The organism is Trichothermofontia sp. (assembly GCF_053493415.1).
The window spans coordinates 1-18,381 of sequence record NZ_JBRCAD010000173.1 but is presented as its reverse complement, the minus strand read 5'-3'; the positions used below and the strand labels follow the sequence as shown (position 1 = coordinate 18,381).

At 55.9% G+C, this 18,381-nt stretch carries 19 protein-coding genes; 14 read left to right on the top strand and 5 right to left on the bottom strand.

Features of this window, described 5'->3' with window-relative positions; all coding sequences use genetic code 11:
- The first annotated feature begins 277 nt into the window (after positions 1-277).
- From ACWIUF_RS14910 to leuC, 5 genes are all read left to right on the top strand, one after another.
- Positions 278-469, top strand: coding sequence for a (2Fe-2S)-binding protein (locus tag ACWIUF_RS14910; RefSeq protein ID WP_448573270.1), 192 nt, complete (start codon positions 278-280; stop codon positions 467-469).
- Positions 470-536: 67 nt separating this feature from the next.
- Positions 537-1,010, top strand: coding sequence for a bacterioferritin (gene bfr / locus ACWIUF_RS14905; RefSeq protein ID WP_448573269.1), 474 nt, complete (start codon positions 537-539; stop codon positions 1,008-1,010).
- A gap of 419 nt (positions 1,011-1,429) precedes the next feature.
- Positions 1,430-2,062 carry a class I SAM-dependent methyltransferase gene (locus ACWIUF_RS14900; protein ID WP_448573268.1) on the top strand — a complete coding sequence of 211 codons (633 nt, stop codon included), beginning with the start codon at positions 1,430-1,432 and terminating at the stop codon, positions 2,060-2,062.
- A 425-nt stretch (positions 2,063-2,487) separates the two neighbouring features.
- Complete coding sequence (gene bioB, locus ACWIUF_RS14895) at positions 2,488-3,450, top strand: biotin synthase BioB (RefSeq protein ID WP_448573267.1); 963 nt, start codon at positions 2,488-2,490, stop codon at positions 3,448-3,450.
- Positions 3,451-3,539: 89 nt separating this feature from the next.
- A complete protein-coding gene (gene leuC / locus ACWIUF_RS14890; protein ID WP_448573265.1) occupies positions 3,540-4,946 on the top strand; it encodes a 3-isopropylmalate dehydratase large subunit in 1,407 nt (468 codons plus the stop codon).
- Between the two features lie 228 nt (positions 4,947-5,174).
- On the opposite strand, the gene ACWIUF_RS14885 is transcribed toward leuC, so the two are convergent.
- Complete coding sequence (locus ACWIUF_RS14885) at positions 5,175-5,612, bottom strand: DUF1830 domain-containing protein (RefSeq protein WP_448573264.1); 438 nt, start codon at positions 5,610-5,612, stop codon at positions 5,175-5,177.
- 481 nt (positions 5,613-6,093) lie between these two features.
- On the opposite strand from ACWIUF_RS14885, the gene ACWIUF_RS14880 reads away from it, so the two are divergent.
- Complete coding sequence (locus ACWIUF_RS14880; RefSeq protein WP_448573263.1) at positions 6,094-7,680, top strand: photosystem II high light acclimation radical SAM protein; 1,587 nt, start codon at positions 6,094-6,096, stop codon at positions 7,678-7,680.
- A 7-nt stretch (positions 7,681-7,687) separates the two neighbouring features.
- Here ACWIUF_RS14880 and ACWIUF_RS14875 read toward each other — a convergent pair whose 3' ends face one another.
- The gene (locus ACWIUF_RS14875) at positions 7,688-9,691 is read right to left on the bottom strand and encodes an ArsA family ATPase (protein WP_448573262.1); all 2,004 of its coding nucleotides are present in this window, start codon (positions 9,689-9,691) and stop codon (positions 7,688-7,690) included.
- Between the two features lie 78 nt (positions 9,692-9,769).
- Positions 9,770-10,003 (bottom strand): hypothetical protein, encoded by a 234-nt coding sequence (locus ACWIUF_RS14870; RefSeq protein ID WP_448573261.1) that lies wholly within the window; start codon positions 10,001-10,003, stop codon positions 9,770-9,772.
- A 231-nt stretch (positions 10,004-10,234) separates the two neighbouring features.
- Between ACWIUF_RS14870 and ACWIUF_RS14865 the strand changes: the two genes are divergently transcribed.
- From ACWIUF_RS14865 to ACWIUF_RS14830, 8 genes are read left to right on the top strand one after another with little or no spacing between them, the layout of a single operon-like run.
- Positions 10,235-10,585 (top strand): cation:proton antiporter subunit C, encoded by a 351-nt coding sequence (locus ACWIUF_RS14865; protein WP_448573260.1) that lies wholly within the window; start codon positions 10,235-10,237, stop codon positions 10,583-10,585.
- Entirely contained in the window at positions 10,582-12,063 is a 1,482-nt protein-coding gene (locus ACWIUF_RS14860) for a cation:proton antiporter (RefSeq protein WP_448573259.1), read from the top strand. Before ACWIUF_RS14865 ends, ACWIUF_RS14860 begins: the two co-directional genes overlap by 4 nt.
- Before the next feature lie 37 nt (positions 12,064-12,100).
- Positions 12,101-13,570 carry a cation:proton antiporter gene (locus ACWIUF_RS14855; protein WP_448573258.1) on the top strand — a complete coding sequence of 490 codons (1,470 nt, stop codon included), beginning with the start codon at positions 12,101-12,103 and terminating at the stop codon, positions 13,568-13,570.
- Positions 13,567-13,980: a cation:proton antiporter gene (locus tag ACWIUF_RS14850; RefSeq protein WP_448573257.1), complete on the top strand. Its 414-nt coding sequence runs from the start codon at positions 13,567-13,569 to the stop codon at positions 13,978-13,980. The genes ACWIUF_RS14855 and ACWIUF_RS14850 overlap by 4 nt, the downstream gene beginning before the upstream one ends.
- Entirely contained in the window at positions 13,977-14,240 is a 264-nt protein-coding gene (locus tag ACWIUF_RS14845) for a hypothetical protein (protein ID WP_448573256.1), read from the top strand. Before ACWIUF_RS14850 ends, ACWIUF_RS14845 begins: the two co-directional genes overlap by 4 nt.
- Positions 14,241-14,243: 3 nt before the next feature.
- Positions 14,244-14,537 carry a monovalent cation/H(+) antiporter subunit G gene (locus ACWIUF_RS14840; RefSeq protein WP_448573255.1) on the top strand — a complete coding sequence of 98 codons (294 nt, stop codon included), beginning with the start codon at positions 14,244-14,246 and terminating at the stop codon, positions 14,535-14,537.
- Positions 14,538-14,551: 14 nt separating this feature from the next.
- A complete protein-coding gene (locus ACWIUF_RS14835; protein WP_448573253.1) occupies positions 14,552-15,280 on the top strand; it encodes a DUF4040 domain-containing protein in 729 nt (242 codons plus the stop codon).
- Positions 15,277-15,978 carry a Na(+)/H(+) antiporter subunit B gene (locus ACWIUF_RS14830; RefSeq protein WP_448573252.1) on the top strand — a complete coding sequence of 234 codons (702 nt, stop codon included), beginning with the start codon at positions 15,277-15,279 and terminating at the stop codon, positions 15,976-15,978. The genes ACWIUF_RS14835 and ACWIUF_RS14830 overlap by 4 nt, the downstream gene beginning before the upstream one ends.
- A gap of 73 nt (positions 15,979-16,051) precedes the next feature.
- On the opposite strand, the gene ACWIUF_RS14825 is transcribed toward ACWIUF_RS14830, so the two are convergent.
- Both ACWIUF_RS14825 and lptB read right to left on the bottom strand, forming a co-directional pair.
- A complete protein-coding gene (locus ACWIUF_RS14825) occupies positions 16,052-17,227 on the bottom strand; it encodes an LptF/LptG family permease (RefSeq protein ID WP_448573250.1) in 1,176 nt (391 codons plus the stop codon).
- Between the two features lie 133 nt (positions 17,228-17,360).
- Complete coding sequence (lptB, locus tag ACWIUF_RS14820) at positions 17,361-18,080, bottom strand: LPS export ABC transporter ATP-binding protein (RefSeq protein WP_448573322.1); 720 nt, start codon at positions 18,078-18,080, stop codon at positions 17,361-17,363.
- Between the last annotated feature and the right edge of the window lie 301 nt (positions 18,081-18,381).

Here is an 18,381-nt window from a genome sequence, read left to right as displayed (position 1 = left end):
CGGTAGCTGTCGAGACCCCTAACCGGGCCAGTTTACGCGCCACCTCCAGCCCTAAGACCCCCAGCTACCGAGGGAAACGATCGCCCCCATCTTTCATGCTTATTGACAATTTATGCTAATAAGCTCTAATCTAAGGTAGCTAAAGATTTTCCTGTGACCAATGGGCCAGCACTGGCTAGCGCTTAGACTGGGCCAGCACTTACAAGGCAATATTAATAATTAATTAAGGATTCCAGGCTCCAATCTGTATTAATAGTTCTCAAGAGGTACTCACACCATGTACGTCTGTATTTGTAACCCCGTAACCGATGCCCAAGTTCGCCAAGCTATCCACAGTGGTTGCCGATCCCTGGACGATCTCCAGGCTAAGCTAGGTGTGGGGAGTATGTGTGGCCGGTGTTCGGAGTGTGCCCAAGGCATCCTCCAGGGGTTAGTTCCTGGTGAAGGGGGGGATAGTCCGCATCAATGAATGCCGTAAGCTGTCCCTGTAAGCCTCTTTTGTAAACCAAACTCAGACTGCTGTAGGGAGATTGACATTGAAAGGTGATCCGCAGGTTATCCAGCATCTCAATAAAGTTCTAACTAACGAGTTAACAGCGGTTAACCAGTATTTTCTGCACGCTCGGATGTACAAGAATTGGGGCTTCAATAAGCTCGGTTCCCACGAATACAAGGAATCGATCGAAGAGATGAAACACGCCGATTCGGTCATTGAGCGGATTCTTTTCCTAGAAGGTTTGCCAAATCTGCAAGATCTCCATAAATTGCGCATTGGGCAAGCGGTCCCAGAATGTTTGGCCTGTGATCTGGAGCTGGAGCGGACAGCCCAGGCTACGCTGAAGGAAGGGATTGCCTATTTTGAAACGGTCCGGGATTATGTGTCCCGTGAAATCCTGGAGCATATCCTGGATGAGACGGAAGCGCATATTGACTATCTGGAAACCAACTTAGAACTGATTGAAAAGGTGGGGTTGCACAATTACCTCCAGTCCCAAATGGATGTGGACTAGTAGAACGCTTGCAGTTTGTCGTGCGGGCTTCAGCCCGCAACGCCTAAGGTCGTTACTACCAACGTTGTGAAGCTTCCGGTTGCGAAACTTTATGCTCGCGGTACTAGGCTCACCCCGCTCCCGGTGAAAACGGGAGGCTGTGTCGAAAATTATGTGCCTATTGCCCCTAGTCGGGCTACTATGAAACCTCGGTTTTCAGCCCTAGGGGGGAGTTGGGGCGATTGTCGGCGGCACAGCAGGCCAAGGCCCTCGGAGTTAGCCAGTTTCGGATGGGCTAAGCGCAGGTTATTACAACCTGAATCGATGCCGATCGGCTGCAAACCCTGACCCATATTCGTCAGTCCGGGATCTCGGTGTGTTGCGATGGCATCATTGGCCTGGGTGAAACCCGCTCTGCATCTTTGGAAGGTGATTTTGAAATGAAGCAAGAGTTTACTAATGACTGGTTTCTCGTCTCTGCAAAATCTAATTGGGATCAGTTGCTTCCACAGTTGCAACCGAAACGAATTCTGGAAATTGGTTCTTACGAAGGAGCCTCTACTTGCTATTTAATTAGAACTCTCTCATCTATGGTAGATAGCCTCGAAATTTATTGTATCGATACTTGGGAAGGCGGTATAGAACATCATCGAGGGGGAATTGTTGAAGCGGACATGCCCAGTGTAGAAAGGCGATTCAAGGCTAATACTGAGATCGAGATTCAAGGCTCATCTTGTCCAGTGAATTTGGTTTGCTATAAAGAAAAATCTATTACTGCATTATCAAAATTGATCGCACAAGGGATGTCTGGCTATTTTGATTTTATCTATATTGACGGTTCACATCAAACTCCTGATGTTCTTTCAGATGCAGTTCTCGCATTCCAACTGGCTAGGAAAGGAGGATTAATTGCATTTGATGATTATCTCTGGAGTGAACATTCTGTTGAAGCTAGGGATATTTTGAGATGCCCCAAAAGTGCAATTGATGCATTTGTGAATATCTTTTTTAGGAAGGTTACTATTATCAGTGCCCCACTTTATCAGTTATACGTCTCTAAAGTTTCAGACTAACCGAGACAGCCCTTCCCTCGCTAATGAAGTACTGTCAAGCTTTGTGAACAAGGGGCTTAGGTCCCTTGTCTGTACCTCACCAAGTATGGAAGTGCTGTAGTAGGGCTTTCATTGTTGATCTATTCTAAGGGGGTGTTTGAAAAGTCCAGAAACCAGCCGTTTTGGCGACTGAAGTCGCTACTACAAACACAAAGCAACCCTTAGGACAGCCCGTCGAGGTTTGTAGTCGCGGTTTTAACCGCGATCCCCCTTTTAAAGCAGCCTCTACCAACGTTGTGCAGCTTCCGGTTGCGAAACTTTATGCTCGCTGGACTAGGCTCACCCGATATTTGCAGGTACCCTAGGCGGATATTTTCGGGCGACTGCCGCTAGCGATCGCGAACTGAATGTGCGACGATAGCGGATGCCCTCCGCTCAGAGTACCCATGTTGGCGATTCGTCATAACTGGACCACTGCCGAGATTCTGGACCTGTTGCAGCGTCCGTTAATGGATTTGGTCTACCAGGCCCAAACGATCCATCGCGAGTACCAACCCGCAAACCAGGTCCAATTGGCCACCCTCCTGAGCGTGAAAACGGGGGGCTGTGCCGAAAACTGTGCCTATTGCCCCCAGTCGGGCCACTATGAAACTTCGGTTTCTCCCCAGGGGGTGTTAAGTGTGGAGGCGGTTGTCGGCAAGGCACAGCAGGCTAAGGCCCTCGGCGCCAGCCGGTTTTGTATGGGCTGGGCGTGGCGCGAGATTCGCGAAGGTCCTGCCTTTGAGGCCATGCTAGACATGGTGCGTCAGGTGCGGGCGATCGGGCTGGAGACCTGTGTTACGGCGGGGATGTTGACCGCCAGCCAAGCCCAGCGGTTGGCCGCCGCCGGGTTGACGGCCTATAACCACAATCTTGATACCAGCCCCGAGTTCTACGAGCAGATTATTACAACCCGGACCTATGCCGATCGGCTGCAAACCCTGGCCCATATTCGTCAGTCCGGGATCTCGGTATGTTGCGGTGGCATCATTGGCCTGGGTGAAACCCTCACCGATCGTGCTCGGATGCTAGAAGTCCTGGCCACCCTTCAGCCCCATCCTGAAAGTGTGCCGATTAATGCCCTAGTCGCTGTGGCGGGAACCCCCCTGGCTGAGCGCCCTCCGATCGATCCCCTGGAGCTAGTTCGCATGTGTGCTACCGCCCGTATCCTCATGCCTAGGGCAAGGGTGCGCCTCAGTGCTGGTCGTGCCCAACTGAGCCGTGAGGCCCAGGTCCTCTGTTTGCTTGCGGGGGCTAATTCCATTTTCTACGGTGAAACCCTGCTGACGACCCCTAATCCCGATCGCGATGCCGATCGCCAACTCCTCGCTGATATTGGGGCCACGGTCCTCGCCCCCGTTTGTGGTTGATACCCGCCTGTCGGCTCGAACCATTGGGAAAAGTTCCCAGTACAATAGAGGCTGAATTTAGGTCATGCGGTCACGCACATACAGTCCCTATGAGCAAAGGCACCCTCTTCGATAAGGTTTGGCAACTGCATACGGTGGGCACCTTGCCCTCTGGCCAAACCCAACTGTTGATTGGGCTACACCTGATCCACGAAGTCACCAGCCCCCAAGCCTTTGCCATGCTGCGCGATCGCGGCCTCAAGGTGCTGTTCCCCGAACGCACGATCGCCACGGTAGACCACATCGTGCCCACCGATAACCAGGCCCGTCCCTTCGCCGATGACTTGGCGGAAGAGATGATGCAGGCCTTGGAAAAGAACTGCCAAGAGAACGGGATTACCTTCTACAACATTGGCTCCGGTAATCAGGGGATTGTCCACGTGATTGCCCCGGAACTGGGGCTAACCCAACCGGGAATGACGATCGCCTGTGGCGATAGCCACACGTCTACCCACGGGGCCTTTGGCGCGATCGCCTTTGGCATTGGTACCAGCCAAGTCCGCGATGTCCTGGCATCCCAAACCCTCGCCTTGAGTAAGCTCAAGGTCCGTCGCATCGAGGTGAACGGGACCCTGAGGTCGGGGGTTTACGCGAAAGACGTGATTTTGCACATCATCCGCAAGCTAGGGGTCAAGGGCGGGGTGGGCTATGCCTACGAATACGCCGGGACGACGTTTGAGCAGATGAGTATGGAAGAACGCATGACCGTCTGCAATATGGCGATCGAGGGCGGTGCCCGCTGTGGCTATGTCAACCCCGATCAGGTCACCTTCGATTACCTCAAGGGCCGCGACTTTGCCCCCCAGGGGGCTGACTGGGACAAGGCCGTGGCCTGGTGGCAACAGATCGCCAGCGATGCCGATGCCGAATATGACGATGTCGTGGTCATCGACGCCGCCGAGATTGCCCCCACTGTCACCTGGGGCATTACCCCCGGCCAGGGGATTGGCGTCGATGAGTGTGTGCCCATGCCCGCAGACCTGCCGGAAGCAGAACGGGCAATCGCCGCAGAAGCCTACCAATATATGGATCTCACCCCCGGCCAGCCGATCCAGGGTACCCCCGTCGATGTCTGCTTTATTGGCAGTTGTACCAATGGGCGTCTGAGCGATCTGCGGGAAGCTGCCCGCTTTGCCAAAGGGCGTCAGGTTGCCCCAGGGGTGAAGGCTTTTGTCGTCCCTGGCTCGGAACGGGTAAAGCGGGAAGCCGAAGCTGAAGGACTTGACCAAATTTTCCAGGCGGCGGGCTTCGAGTGGCGCGAACCGGGTTGTTCCATGTGTCTGGCCATGAACCCGGATAAGCTCCAGGGACGGCAACTGAGCGCCTCCTCCTCCAACCGTAATTTCAAGGGACGACAAGGCTCGGCCTCCGGTCGCACTTTACTCATGAGTCCCGCGATGGTTGTTGCTGCCGCCGTTACGGGCCAGGTGACGGATGTGCGGACCTTGCTCGCGTAAGGGCACTTCGATTCATGGGGGTGAGGAGGGGGGTCGAACCGACGTTTGCGGCTGAGCGCTCAGGTTAGGATGTTGCGAGGTACCCATAAAAAATTGCTCTCCGCCGCATTTGAGGTAGCAGAGAGCAAACAGGGGATAGAGAAATCGAGATGGAACTTTTGTGATCAGCAGTTGAAAATCGATATCTTAAACGGCAAGCGGGAACTGCCCTAGGGCATCAAACCAGCATTAGCACGCAAGGCTGAGGCGCTCAGACTGTTTCATTACGGCGGCTAACTCGATCACCAACTCCTGCCGATCGCGCTCGTCGGCTGCCGGCGTGGCCGCGATCGGCGCAACTGGCTCCTCTTCTTCTTTGACCACCAAACTACTACAGGCAATCGTGTCCGATAGGATAGCACTTGCCATCATGCCTGTATGAATTTCTAATAGTGCTGTCGGTAGAGCCTCAAAAATTAGCCGTTGTCCAGGGAAAACCACGCGCTCAAAATACCAGTTAGGGACATTGGTAATCCGAGCTATCTGAATTTTACTCGTTGCATTGACATAGCAACAAACCACTGGATTCGTGCTATCGGGGGGGAGGGGATCAAGAATTTGAGCCATAGCGTTTGCGGTGAGTTCGCGGTTAAGGTGGGTATCGAAAAGCGAGTCTTGAGCCTTCATAGTCTTAAACTAACATCTGGTTATTGTTAATAGCTGTAAACACGACTACCATCCTGCTGTAATCAGTCAAAATTCTCCATCCAAGCCCAGCAATCGGGCAATTCTAACCCTAAAAAGCCAGGAACGGTATCTGGATATACCTTTTGGCGACGGGGCGTTAGACTGGATAAAGATAATGGCTGGTAATGGCCCCATCCCTAGGGCCTAGCGCCAGTCATCCAGCGCGATCTCCTGGCCAGCTTAATGGTATCCTATTATGTGAAGTTTTGTAAAAGAACTGTTACAAGCATGATCGCAAACCGATCGCAATGGGTTGCCATTGGTCGGTCTGATTGTCCCCCTGCTGAGGTCATTCGACCGATCGCCACCCCTGGGGTTAACGGGTAAGGGGGGACAATAATTAAGAAAATGTTAAATTATTGATCAATGTCCTTGCGATTCCTAATGCCATTGCTATCCATTCATTGAGTGCCCGCCCGCCATGCACGATCGCATTCTCTATGTTCGGCTCCCCTGTAATCCGATTTTCCCGATCGGGGTGGTCTATTTAGCAGACCATATTCACAAGCAGTTTCCTGGGGTTACCCAACGCCTTTTCGATTTGGGAGCGGTCCCGCCCTTGGACTACAGCAGTGCCCTCGATCGTTGCATTGATACGTTCCAGCCCACCCTGTTGGTCTTCTCCTGGCGAGATATTCAGATCTATGCGCCCGTGGGTGGCCGGGGAGGCAATCCGCTCCAGTATGCCTTTGAGTTTTACTATGCCCGCAATCCCTGGCTGCGGCTGCGGGGAGCACTGGGGGGCCTGCGCCTGGCCGCGTCCTACTACACCGAACTCTGGCGCAACCTCGGACTGATCCGGCGGGGGCTGGCGCGATCGCGGCGCTATTGCCCCACGGCACGGGCGGTGGTGGGCGGTGGGGCCGTCAGCGTGTTCTATGAACAGTTAGGGCGGGGTCTGCCCCAGGGGACGATCGTTTCCGTGGGGGAAGGGGAAATCCTGCTGGAAAAAATCCTCCGCCAGGAATCCCTGGCCCAGGAGCGGTGCTACATCGTCGGCGAAACCCAACCCCGCGATCGATTAATCCATGAAGCCCCACCCCCCGTGGAAAAGGCAGCCTGTGATTACGGCTATATTGAGACGATCTGGCCGGAACTGGAGTACTATCTCCAGACCCAGGATTTTTATATTGGGGTGCAAACCAAACGCGGTTGTCCCCACAACTGCTGCTACTGCGTCTACACGGTGATCGAGGGGAAGCAGGTGCGCATTAATCCCGCTGATGAAGTTGTGGCGGAAATGCGTCAACTCTACGATCGCGGCGTGCGTAATTTCTGGTTCACCGACGCCCAGTTTATCCCTGCCCGCAAATATATAGATGATGCCGTCGAACTGCTGCAAAAGATCCTGGCATCGGGGATGACGGATATCCATTGGGCCGCCTATATCCGGGCGGATAACCTGACGCCGGAACTGTGTGACCTGATGGTGAAAACCGGGATGAACTATTTCGAGATCGGCATTACTAGCGGCTCCCAAGAACTGGTGCGCAAGATGCGCATGGGCTATAACCTGCGCACGGTCCTGGAAAACTGCCGCGATCTCAAGGCAGCGGGGTTTAATGACCTGGTATCGGTCAACTATTCCTTTAATGTGATCGATGAGCGCCCAGAAACGATTCGCCAGACGATCGCCTACCACCGGGAACTCGAACGGATCTTTGGGGTTGATAAGGTTGAACCGGCCATCTTCTTCATTGGCCTGCAACCCCACACCCATCTGGAGGACTATGCCTTCGAGCAAGGTATCCTGAAGCGGGGCTATGACCCCATGAGCCTCATGCCCTGGACCGCTAAAAAGCTCCTCTGGAACCCGGAACCCTTAGGGGCCTTCTTTGGGGAAGTGTGTCTAGCGGCCTGGGAACGCAATCCCCACGATTTTGGCCGCGAGGTGATGACCATTTTGGAGGAGCGCCTGGGGTGTGCTGACCTAGAGGATGCCCTGCGGGCACCGATCGTTCCAACCACGCCAGTCCCGCCGCCCGCCTTCGCGACAGCTCGCCCCTAACGTTGCGTTATTCGGGAAACAGGAGGTGTGTGGCCCCCTGGACCCTTGCCAAGGGGGTGACCGATCGCGGCAAGGCGGGTAACCGCACAACCGTCAAATTTGCGAACGTGCCTTCGCTGGTGTCGTCCGTTAATACCTGCCCCGGTTCATAGCGATTGTGGACCAGATACCGTTGGTATAAGCCTAGCTTCGCTAAGGATGCAGACAGACGCTGGGCCTCGGCCACGATCGCAGCTTGGGCTTGGACGACCCCGATAAATTCCGTATGCTGGGCATCCTTCAGCTTTTTCTGGGTGAGGACCACCTGTTGCCGCAACCCCCGCAGTCGGCCCATCAGATCCGTCCGTCCGAGAACATCCTGGTATTTCAGCCAAAGCTTGAAGATCCAGGCCAGCCAATCACTCAATGCTGTGGGCATTTCCAAAAAACGCAGGAGGTGGCCCGTCGGGGCGGTGTCGAGGATGATCAAATCCTGCTCCCCGCGTTCGAGCAGGTCAATCACCGTCACCAGGGAGAGCATTTCGTCAATGCCGGGTAGGGCCTCGGCGACAATTTGCTTCCAAGCTTCCGGCCCATAGGCCAGTTGCAGGGGACTCTCTGCCGACTGCTCCCCACTCATCATTTCCGCCAACTCCCACAAATAATCCTCCCGAAACTGCTGGAGCACCTGTTCCGCATCAACCTCTTGACCACTCAGTTGCAGTGGGATAGCGTCCGGCTCGGCGGTGTCCCACTTAATCGGCTGGGGTTCGTGGCCCAGGGGTTGGCCGAAGGCATCCCCCAGGGAATGGGCTGGATCGATCGAGATGAGGCGAATCCGGCGATCGCGGTGTCGTTGCGCCATTGCCAATCCGATCGCCGCCGTAATCGTGGTTTTGCCAACCCCCCCCTTACCGCCAACCAAAATCAGCTTGCGCCCCTCGGCGATAAAGTCGGAAAGGCCCGGAGCGAGCGGTTCTGGCCACTGCACCACCGGGGGGGGAATGGGAACCAGGGTGGTTAAGGGTTGAACTTGGGCCATCAGGCGATCGAGGCCGCTGGCCCCTAAGGGTTCGGCAGGGAGAAGGGGCACGGTTAAGAGGGGTTGTGTCGGGGCGAGCGTCCGAAATTGGTGCAGCAATTGCTGTTGCTCACTCAGGCGATCGTGCCTTGCCCACGGAAGTTGCTCCCAAGCCGTGGGGTTGGGGTTGAGGGGCGGTAAGGGCAGAATGCGGTTAATCAACACCCCCCCCAGGGGAATCTGGAGTGTCTCCAAGGCGGTGATAAAGCGTTGGGTTTCTAGCCAACTCATGGGTTCGGCAATGGCCACCACCAGGCAGGCCGTCCGCTGAGGATTCTGTAACCAGGCGCGTCCGTTGGCCAAATCCTGCTTGAGTTCATGGAGGAAAGCATCGGCCTCATCCGGGGTGTAGCGTCCCGTAAAGCTGCGGCTGATCACCCGGTGTTTTTCCTGGAATAACGCCAACGCCGCCAGGATGGTGTCGAGGAAGTCCATGAGTTTGAACAGGTTGAGCGTATGACCGCTGGGGGCCATGTCAACGATGATGCGATCGACAACCTGTTGATTGAGTAACCGCTGAATTTCCAACAATCCCATCAACTCATCCACCCCCGGCCAATTCAGATCCCACACGGGGGTGAGATCCTCGCCTTCCACAAAGCTACCCCGCTCGACCAGTAGTTCCAAGACTGCTCCGTAGCGATCGCGGAAGGCTTGCAGGAGCTGTTTTGCATCCAGCGCTTGCACCTGTAAATTGGGCCGATCGGGAACGGACTGCGCCGTGGCGGTGACGGGCAGGCCGAGGACATCCCCCAGGGAGTGGGCTGGATCGGTGGACAGCAACAACAAGCGATGATTGGGGAATTGCTGTGCCCAATGTCGGGCACAGCCACAGGCCAGGGTGGTTTTGCCGACACCGCCCTTACCGCTGAACAGGGCCAGTTGCAGGGACTCCCAGGCTGCGGGCAAGGGAGATTCAGTGCGGAAATCAGGTGAGGGTTGAACAGCCATTGGTTCACTATACAGGGGGACGGCGGGTCGAGGCAGTTGGCCGCTGGTGGCTAGGCCAGGGAACGGCTTCCCCCCTGCCTATCCGTAGCGTACCGATCTCCTCCAAAATTCTTCGTCAACCTTAGCGGTTATCGGGAATATCATGGCTTCCCCGGCGTCAACGGGGCCAAATCCCTCCCGGCAATTCTGGTGGAGCACGAGCATGGGTCGGGCCTTGTCCTGCGCCCAGATCATCCAGCGATCGGAGGCGGCTGGCGGTCGCAGACGCGATCGGGTGGGGTTTGAGCAGGCCATCTCGTCAGATGTTCCCATATTATGTATTATTAAAAGACTATCGAAAGTAGTTAAGTCATTTTATTTACTCTATGCAAAAGCCGGAATCTCCTAGCATAAGCTGCTTACAGCCCAGTTGCTCCCAGGCCCAGGGGCCATTGTCTAGGGGCAGGGTGAGCTAGGTGCAGCTAGCACTTCCCTCGGTTAGGCCCAGCCCGTGTGGGGTCTGGTGGCTGGTTTATCGCTGTTATTCGTGATCGGAAAACGCCCGTGCTAAAAATCCCCGTATTAGAAGCCCTTATCTTTGCCACTGTCCTCTTTGGGTTTCTTGGCATCCTCGTCAAGAAAAACCTGATGATGAAAATCATCGCGATGGATGTCATGAGTACAGGCGTGATTGCCTATTATGTGCTGGTGGCCGCTCGTCAGGGGGTGTTTACGCCCATTTTGACCGATGCCCCAAATGGGGCCTATGCTGACCCGGTGCCCCAAGCGGTGATTTTGACCGCGATCGTGATTGGTTTTTCGATTCAGGCGCTGATGCTGGTGGGGGCGATGAAGCTGGCACGGGAGAATCCCACCCTGGAAACGAGCGAGATTGAGCGGGGCAACCAACCATGACCCTCACTCCGCATCTGCTTTCCCTGACGATCGTCTGGATTACCCTGCCCTTTTTTTTGGGCTTTTTGGGGTACCTGCTGCCCCGGTGCGATCGCTATTTTGCTGGCGTGATGGCGGTGCTATCGGTAGCCTACGCGCTGCTCTTGTTTTGGCAACCCAATCCCCTGGAATTGCGGCTGCTAGATCATTTTGGCGTGAGTTTGCTCCTGGACTCGCTCACCGGATTTTTTGTGATTACCAATGGTCTGGTAACGGCGGCGGTTGTGTGCTACTGCTGGCCCAGTGGTAAGACGCCGTTTTTCTATGCCCAGCTTCTGATGTTGCACGGCAGTATCAACGCGGCCTTCGCCTGCTCAGACCTGATGAGCCTCTATGTCGCCCTTGAAGTGTTGGGGATTGCGGCCTTTTTGCTCATTGCCTATCCCCGGAGCGATCGCAGCATTTGGGTCGGGTTACGCTACCTGTTTGTCAGCAATACTGTGATGCTGTTCTACCTGGTGGGGGCGGTGCTGGTCTACCAGGCCAACCATTCCTTCGACTTCGTGGGGTTGCGCACCGCGCCCCCGGAGGCGATCGCCCTGATTTTGTTGGGCCTTCTGGTCAAAGCCGGGATCTTTATATCAGGTTTGTGGTTACCCCTAACCCACTCGGAGTCGGAAACCCCGGTGTCGGCCTTGATGTCGGGGGTTGTGGTCAAGGCATCAGTGTTGCCGCTGGTCCGCTGTGCCCTGTTATTCGAGACCGTCGAACCGATCGTGCGGCTGTTTGGGGTGGCGACGGCCCTGTTCGGGGTGTGCTATGCCGTCTTTGAAAAAGATACCAAGCGGATGCTGGCCTTCCACACCATCTCCCAGCTTGGGTTCGTCCTCGCTGCGCCCGTAGTCGCCGGGTTTTACGCCCTCACCCACGGGTTAGTCAAATCAGCTCTGTTCCTGATTGCGGGGAATCTGCCCAGTCGCAGCTTTAAGGTCCTCAAGCACCAACCGATCTGGACACCGCTGTGGGTCGCCCTGGTGATGGCCAGTTTCTCGATTTCCGGATTTCCCCTGCTGTCGGGTTTTGGGGCCAAGGTGTTGACGATGAAGAACCTGGCCCCCTGGCAGGTGATTGGCATGAACCTGGCGGCGCTGGGCACGGCCATCTCCTTTGCTAAACTCATTTTTCTGCCCCATCAACGTCAGGCTGCCCTGGCGGCTCAGGCCGGGGTCGTGGCGTTGCCTGTGCCCAGTCGCGGGTTTTGGCTGGCGATGGCCATTTTGCTGGGGGGGTTAGTAGTGGCGAATGGGGTGTATTACGAAGCCTATACCTGGGCCAATGTGGCCAAACCCCTGGCAACGATCGGCCTAGGGTGGGGGGTCTATTACTATGGGCTACCCCGGTTGTCGCTCCACCTGCCCCAAGCCCTGGAACAATTTGAACACCTGATCGGCATGATGGCGGTGATGTTAGTGGCGTTGTTCTGGATGGTATTGGCATGAAGGGTACTGGCAGTTGGCACCAAGGAGGTAAGACGCGATGACAACCCTCACCATCCTCTGGATCGCGCTACCCTTTTTCCTCGGCTTACTGGGGTACGTGTTACCGAAGGGCGATCGCGTCCTGGCTTTGGGCATGGCGATCCTGTCGGGAGCCTTTGCCGTCAGCCGGTTGGGCGAAGTAGCTCCCCTGGAATTGCGGCTGCTCGATCACTTTGGCGTTACCTTGCAACTGGATGAACAAACGGCTTGGTTTGTCCTCACCAATGCTCTGGTGACGGCTACCGTGGTGTGCTACTGCTGGCAAAGCCAGAAATCCTCATTCTTCTATACCCAAATGCTGATGGTCCACGGTAGCGTCAATGCCAGCTTTGTTTGTGCGGATCTCATCAGTTTATATGTGGCCCTAGAGGTCCTGGGGATTGCGGCCTTTCTCTTGATTGCCTATCCCCGCAGCGATCGCAGCCTTTGGGTGGGCCTGCGCTATCTCTTTGTTAGCAATACGGCCATGTTGTTCTATTTAGTGGGGGCTGTGCTGGTCTATCGTACCAATGGTTCGTTTGCCTTTACCGGCATCACCCATGCCCTTTCTGAAGCCCTGGCTTTGTTGCTCGTCGGCTTGCTCACGAAGGGGGGGATCTTCCTGTCGGGTCTGTGGCTACCCGTCACCCACTCAGAGGCCGAAACGCCCGTCTCAGCCCTGTTGTCGGGAGTGGTGGTGAAGGCGGGGGTCTTTCCGCTCCTGCGATTTGCCCTCATCAGCGAGACCTTGGACCCTCTGGTGCGTGGCTTTGGGGTGGCGACGGCCCTGTTTGGGGTGACCTATGCTTTGCTGGAGCAAGACACCAAGCGGGTGTTAGCCCTGAGTACGCTGTCTCAAATGGGGTGGATACTCGCGGCCCCAGCCGTTGGGGGGGGGTATGCCCTTGCCCACGGTCTGGCCAAGTCCGCCAGCTTCCTCATCGCGGGGAATTTGCCTAGTCGGCAATTTCAGGAACTCCAGCAGCGCCCGATCGCTTTTCCCTTGTGGCTAGGCTTAGCCCTGGCCAGTCTGTCGATCGCGGGTTGCCCGCCCCTACTGGGGTTTACCGCCAAAGCCGTTACCCTCAAGCACCTGCTCCCCTGGCAAAGTTGGCTGATGAATTTGGGGGCGGTCGGCACCGCGATCGTGATGGCGAAATTTATCCTACTGCCCATGCAGCCACTGGGTCAGATCGCTCACCTGGAGCCAGCTAGCCCAACCCAGCCTCGCCCCTTTGGCTTTTGGGTCGCCATGATTCTGCCGATTAGCAGCCTGATCATTGCCCAGCTTTTGGCCTTCGACCCGACCCTTGCCTGGGGTGAGACCCTGTTAAAAACCGTTGCCACCCTAGGGAGTGCCTGGCTGATTTATACGCTGCTCGTGCAGCGATTATCGGGGCGATTCCCCCGTTCATGGGAACAGCTTGAACAGTTGATCGGCATGATGAGTGTAATGTTAGTAACCCTATTCTGGATGGTGTTGGCATGATTGGCTATCTGAACCTGATCCTGCGACTCGCCATTTGGTTCCTATTAACGGCAAATTTTAGTGTCGTCAATAGCCTCATTGGCGTGAGTGTGGCCCTAATCTTACCCGGTCGGCCCAAGTCCTTAGGTAAACTTCAGCATTGGTTACGCGCCCTGGGTGAAATCCTCATTGCAATTCCCCAAGCCTATTGGGAAGCGTTTGAAATTATCTTGCGTCCCCATTTATATGAAGAGATTACCCTGGAGCGGGTAAAACCCAATCGCACTCCCGGCTTGATTTTCCTTGATATTTTCCTGATTACCTTCACCCCCAAAACGATCGTCGTCAAATACCACGAAGCGGGCTGGTATGAGGTCCACCGCATTACCCGTAAGCGTCCCCGTCCAGTCGTCGGAGGAGAATCGTCATGAACACCCTCGTTCTCCCCGTCATGCTGTTGATTCTGCTGATCCCCATCTATGAAGCCTGCCAGGATAAGAATATCTGGCAAAAGATGCTGGCCTTCGCCAGTATTGCGACTAAGACTTCCTTGATGGTGCTGGTGATTTCCGTCCTCCGGGATGACTGGATGATTGGGGTAGTTGGCGTCATTATCCTGAGCGTCGGGAATGCAGCCTTGATGCTATTAGCCCACGTGATTAAACGACTCAATGAAATTGGGGAGGTGTAAGCAATGGTTGACCTGCTGAGTTATGGCTGTATTGGCCTGGGTTTAGTCTTCTGGCTATGGGGTACCTGGCCGCTGCTGGGACACCGATCGGTCCTGTTCAAACTCCATAGCCTATCGGTTGCCGATACCCTCGGCTCGATGAGTATTATTGTGGGTCTGCTCCTCAAAATTCCCAGTGAATGGCCCCTCTTGGTTTTGGCCCTCATTTCCCTCGCTATCTGGAATACCGTGCTGGGCTATGTATTGGCCTACTGTGCCACGGGCGATCGCCCCCTAACGTCCCTGGAGGAGAACTAAGGATGCCTGTCAGTATGCCTATCACCTTCCCCGAAGCCGATCTGGCCCTCTATGCCATTGTGGCCCTACTGCCCCTATCCGCGCTGATGGTGGTGGTGCAGGTGAACCCCTATCATGCTCTAGTGATTCGGGGCATTCTGGGAGCCGTAGCGGCTCTTGTCTATGCCCTGCTGGGGGCGGCGGATGTGGCCCTGACGGAAGCTCTAGTCGGGACGATGCTGGCGATTACCCTCTATGCCGTGGCGGTGCGATCGTCCCTGCTGATGCGGTTGGGGATTGTCCACACAACCACCAGTCTACCGACTCCGCCAGCGGCTCTACTTTCGGAAGCGACGCAGGCCTTAGAGCCGCCGGTATTAGACCCACAGCCATTGGGGGCCGCTGCCGATACGATCGCCGCAGTCGAAACTCGCCCCGCAACTGCGATCGCGCCCCTCGCTGATCCCGCCCTGGAACCCTGGTTAGCTGATCTCCGCCGGGTGCTAGACAAACGCCACCTGCGGCTAGAACTGGTCCCCTATCCAGATACGCAGAGTCTACAACAAGCCTTCCGCGAGGGGGAAGTCCATGCGGTCTGTACCCGATCGACAACGGCTGTGGATACCGCTGCCCCGACGCCTGAGTCCCCTGCCTATCAGACCCAAGTTCGGATTCGTCGTCTTTACGACATTCTCCAGGCCGAACTCACCGACCCGGCAGACCTCACCTATACCCCCGTCTCCGATCGCGAGGAACACCCATGATTAAACTGTCCCCCATGCGCTGGCTCTATCTGGTTGCCTGCATTGCTTTTTTTATCAAGCTGATTTGGATCACAAATCCGACCCCACTGGTTGGTAGCAGTACGATACCCACTACCCCCGCCGCGATCGTTGAGGCCGTGGTCCAGGATAGCGGCGTCCCCAATGCCGTATCGGGGATTATTTTCCGTAATCGCCTCTACGACACCATTTTTGAGGTAACCGTCTTTACGATTGCGATTATGGGTATCCAGTTCCTCCTGGCGAATGAACGCCCCTCCCAAATCATCCGGCAGTTCACAGATCAGCCATCGATTGTATTAGCCCGCCTCGGGGCGACGATCGCGGCCCTAGTCAGTATCGAACTGGCGATCCGGGGACACCTCAGTCCAGGAGGGGGGTTTGCCGCTGGCGTGGCCGGGGGGACAGCGATCGGCCTTGTGGCCATCACCTCACCGCCGGAGTGGTTACAGGGCATCTACCGGCGGTGGCGGGTGGCAACCTGGGAAAAGATCTCGGTTTTGATTTTCATTGGTTTAGCCGCGATCACCCTCATGGGCTGGGAACTTCCCCACGGCGAACTGGGGGCTCTGGTCAGTGGCGGGGTCCTGCCCCTGATGAATATCCTCGTGGCTTTCAAAGTTGCCCTGGGATCATGGGCTGCGATTTTATTGTTTATTCACTATCGCGGTTTGCTTTAGCGTGTGATGGCGCTTACCCTAACCCCTCTCCCCCAGGGAGAGGGCAATGACCCGCTGATGGCATCTCGACTGGCTAACGGGCGGCTCGGACGAGGAAAAGGATACCAATCCCCAAGGTGACGCCGATCGGTAACCAGGCTGCTAGGAAGGGCGACAGAATATTCAATTGCCCCAGGGAGCCGGAGATAAAGGCCAGTAGGTAATAGCCAAAGATCAACAGGACGCTAATGCCAAAACTAGTGGACTTACTCGCCCGTTGGGGCCGAGTCCCCAGGGCAGATCCCACGAGGCCAAAGACCACACAGACAAAGGGAAAGGCGTATTTTTGCTGGATGCGCACTTCCAGCTTACGAATCTTGTTCTCATCGTTCCCTTGGCGCAGCAGGGCTAGGCGCGCTTGGGCTTGGGCAATGCTCATCTCACCGTAGTCCCGTCCCCGTTCTGCCAGGTCCAGGGGCGTGCGGGGGAGTTGGAGTTGTTGCTCTTCAAACTTGATGATGTTGCGATAGGAGCCATCCGCCGATACCAGGTAAATCGTGCCATCGTTAAAATCCCAGGTGTTTGCCTGCATATTCCAGGTAGCACGTTCCGCTGTGACAATCTGATTCAGACCCCGTTCCGAAAAATCCAGAATGGTCAACCCCTTCATCTTCGTGCCGTCAAAACGGCGGGCATAAAAAATCCGGACTAATTCGCGCTCCGTGCCCCCCTCCGGTTGCTCCACCTCGCCAAATTCTTGGTAAAAGATATTTTTTTCCTGAAAGGGGGGGCGATCCCGCTTGAGGGCCTGCTCTAGGGTTATGGTGGCTCGATAGTTCGCCGCTGGGACAATGAGTTCGTTAAACACAAAGGTTAAGCCCGTCACGACCAGACTCATCACGATCGCCGGTAGGACAATCCGGTAGAGGCTGATCCCGCAACTGCGTAGGGCAATCAACTCACTGTCACTCGACAACCGCCCGTAGGTCATCAGGGTTGAGAGCAGGACCGCCATCGGAAACGAGAGGACCAAAAAGTCAGGCAATTTGAGAAAGAACACCTGCATCGCCGTACTCATCGGCAACCCGGCTTCCGTGACTTGCCGCACCAGTTCAAACAGGGCACCGATCGCGATCCCGATCGACGTGAACGCACCCACGCCAAACAAAAACGGCGGTAATAATTCCTGGATGATGTAGTAGTCGAGAACGGGCAGGCGATCGCTCAGCCAACGCCACCACGGGAGATTTAAGGAAGGAGAAGCAGCCATTATCAGGTCAATCCAATCAGCAGACACGTGCAACCACACGCCCAGATCTTAATCTACCCTTCGCGCCTTTGGGTTTTTGTGTCTTCGTACCTGGGTAGCTTCGGGCCTGGGGGCCTTCGTGGTTTTGTGCGCACTAGATCTGGAAGCTCTCACCCAGGTAGTATTGCCGTACCAGCGGGTTGTTGTACAGTTCGTCAGCATTGCCAGCCGCCAGGATTTGGCCATCCCGCATGATATAGGCCCGATCGGTAATCGCCAGGGTTTCGCGCACATTGTGGTCCGTAATCAGGATGCCGATCTTTTGCGCCCGGAGGCGGGCGATCGTGCCTTGGATTTCCGCCACTGCGATCGGATCAATCCCCGCAAAAGGCTCATCCAATAGCAAAAACTTGGGACCCTCGACCCCCACCGCTAGGGCACGGGCTAACTCCGTGCGTCGCCGCTCGCCCCCCGACACCGCAATTCCCGCCGTATCCGCCACCCGTTCGAGGCGAAACTCCTGTAACCAATGGTTTAGTAGGGCTTGCTGCTTCTGACGGGGAACCTGGCTTTCCTGCAAGACGAGGCGGATATTATCCCGCACGCTCAAGTGACGGAAGATACTGGCTTCCTGCGCCAGATAACGAATACCCAACCGCGCCCGACGATGCATCGACAGGGAAGAAATATCCACCCCATCCAGCCAAACCTTACCCTGATCTGGCTTAACCAATCCGGTCATCATATAAAACGTGGTGGTTTTTCCCGCGCCATTGGGTCCCAATAGGCCCACAATCTCCCCCTGGGAAATGGATAGGCTCACCCGGTTGACCACCGCCCGCTGCCCATAAAACTTATGAATGTTCTCTAGCACTATCCGCAAAGCACTCCCTCCCCCGCAGCGATCGCCAGGTTGCTCCTCCTGGCAAGGTTAACAAAATTATGGATGGGTTGAATGTATTGGCAACGTGAGATCAACGGGCAGCGAGGGCGGGCCGATCGCGCCTAGGGCAGCATTCCATTACCGGGCAATCGGGGCAGGGGCGTGGTCGGTACGGTAAATGGCGGCGTGGTAACGGGTGGCACACTGGCGGGAGGCACGATCGGGGGAGGCACGGTTGCGGGGGCCGTCACGGCTGGTGGGGCCTCGAAGTTGGGCACAGGTAGGGGGGTGG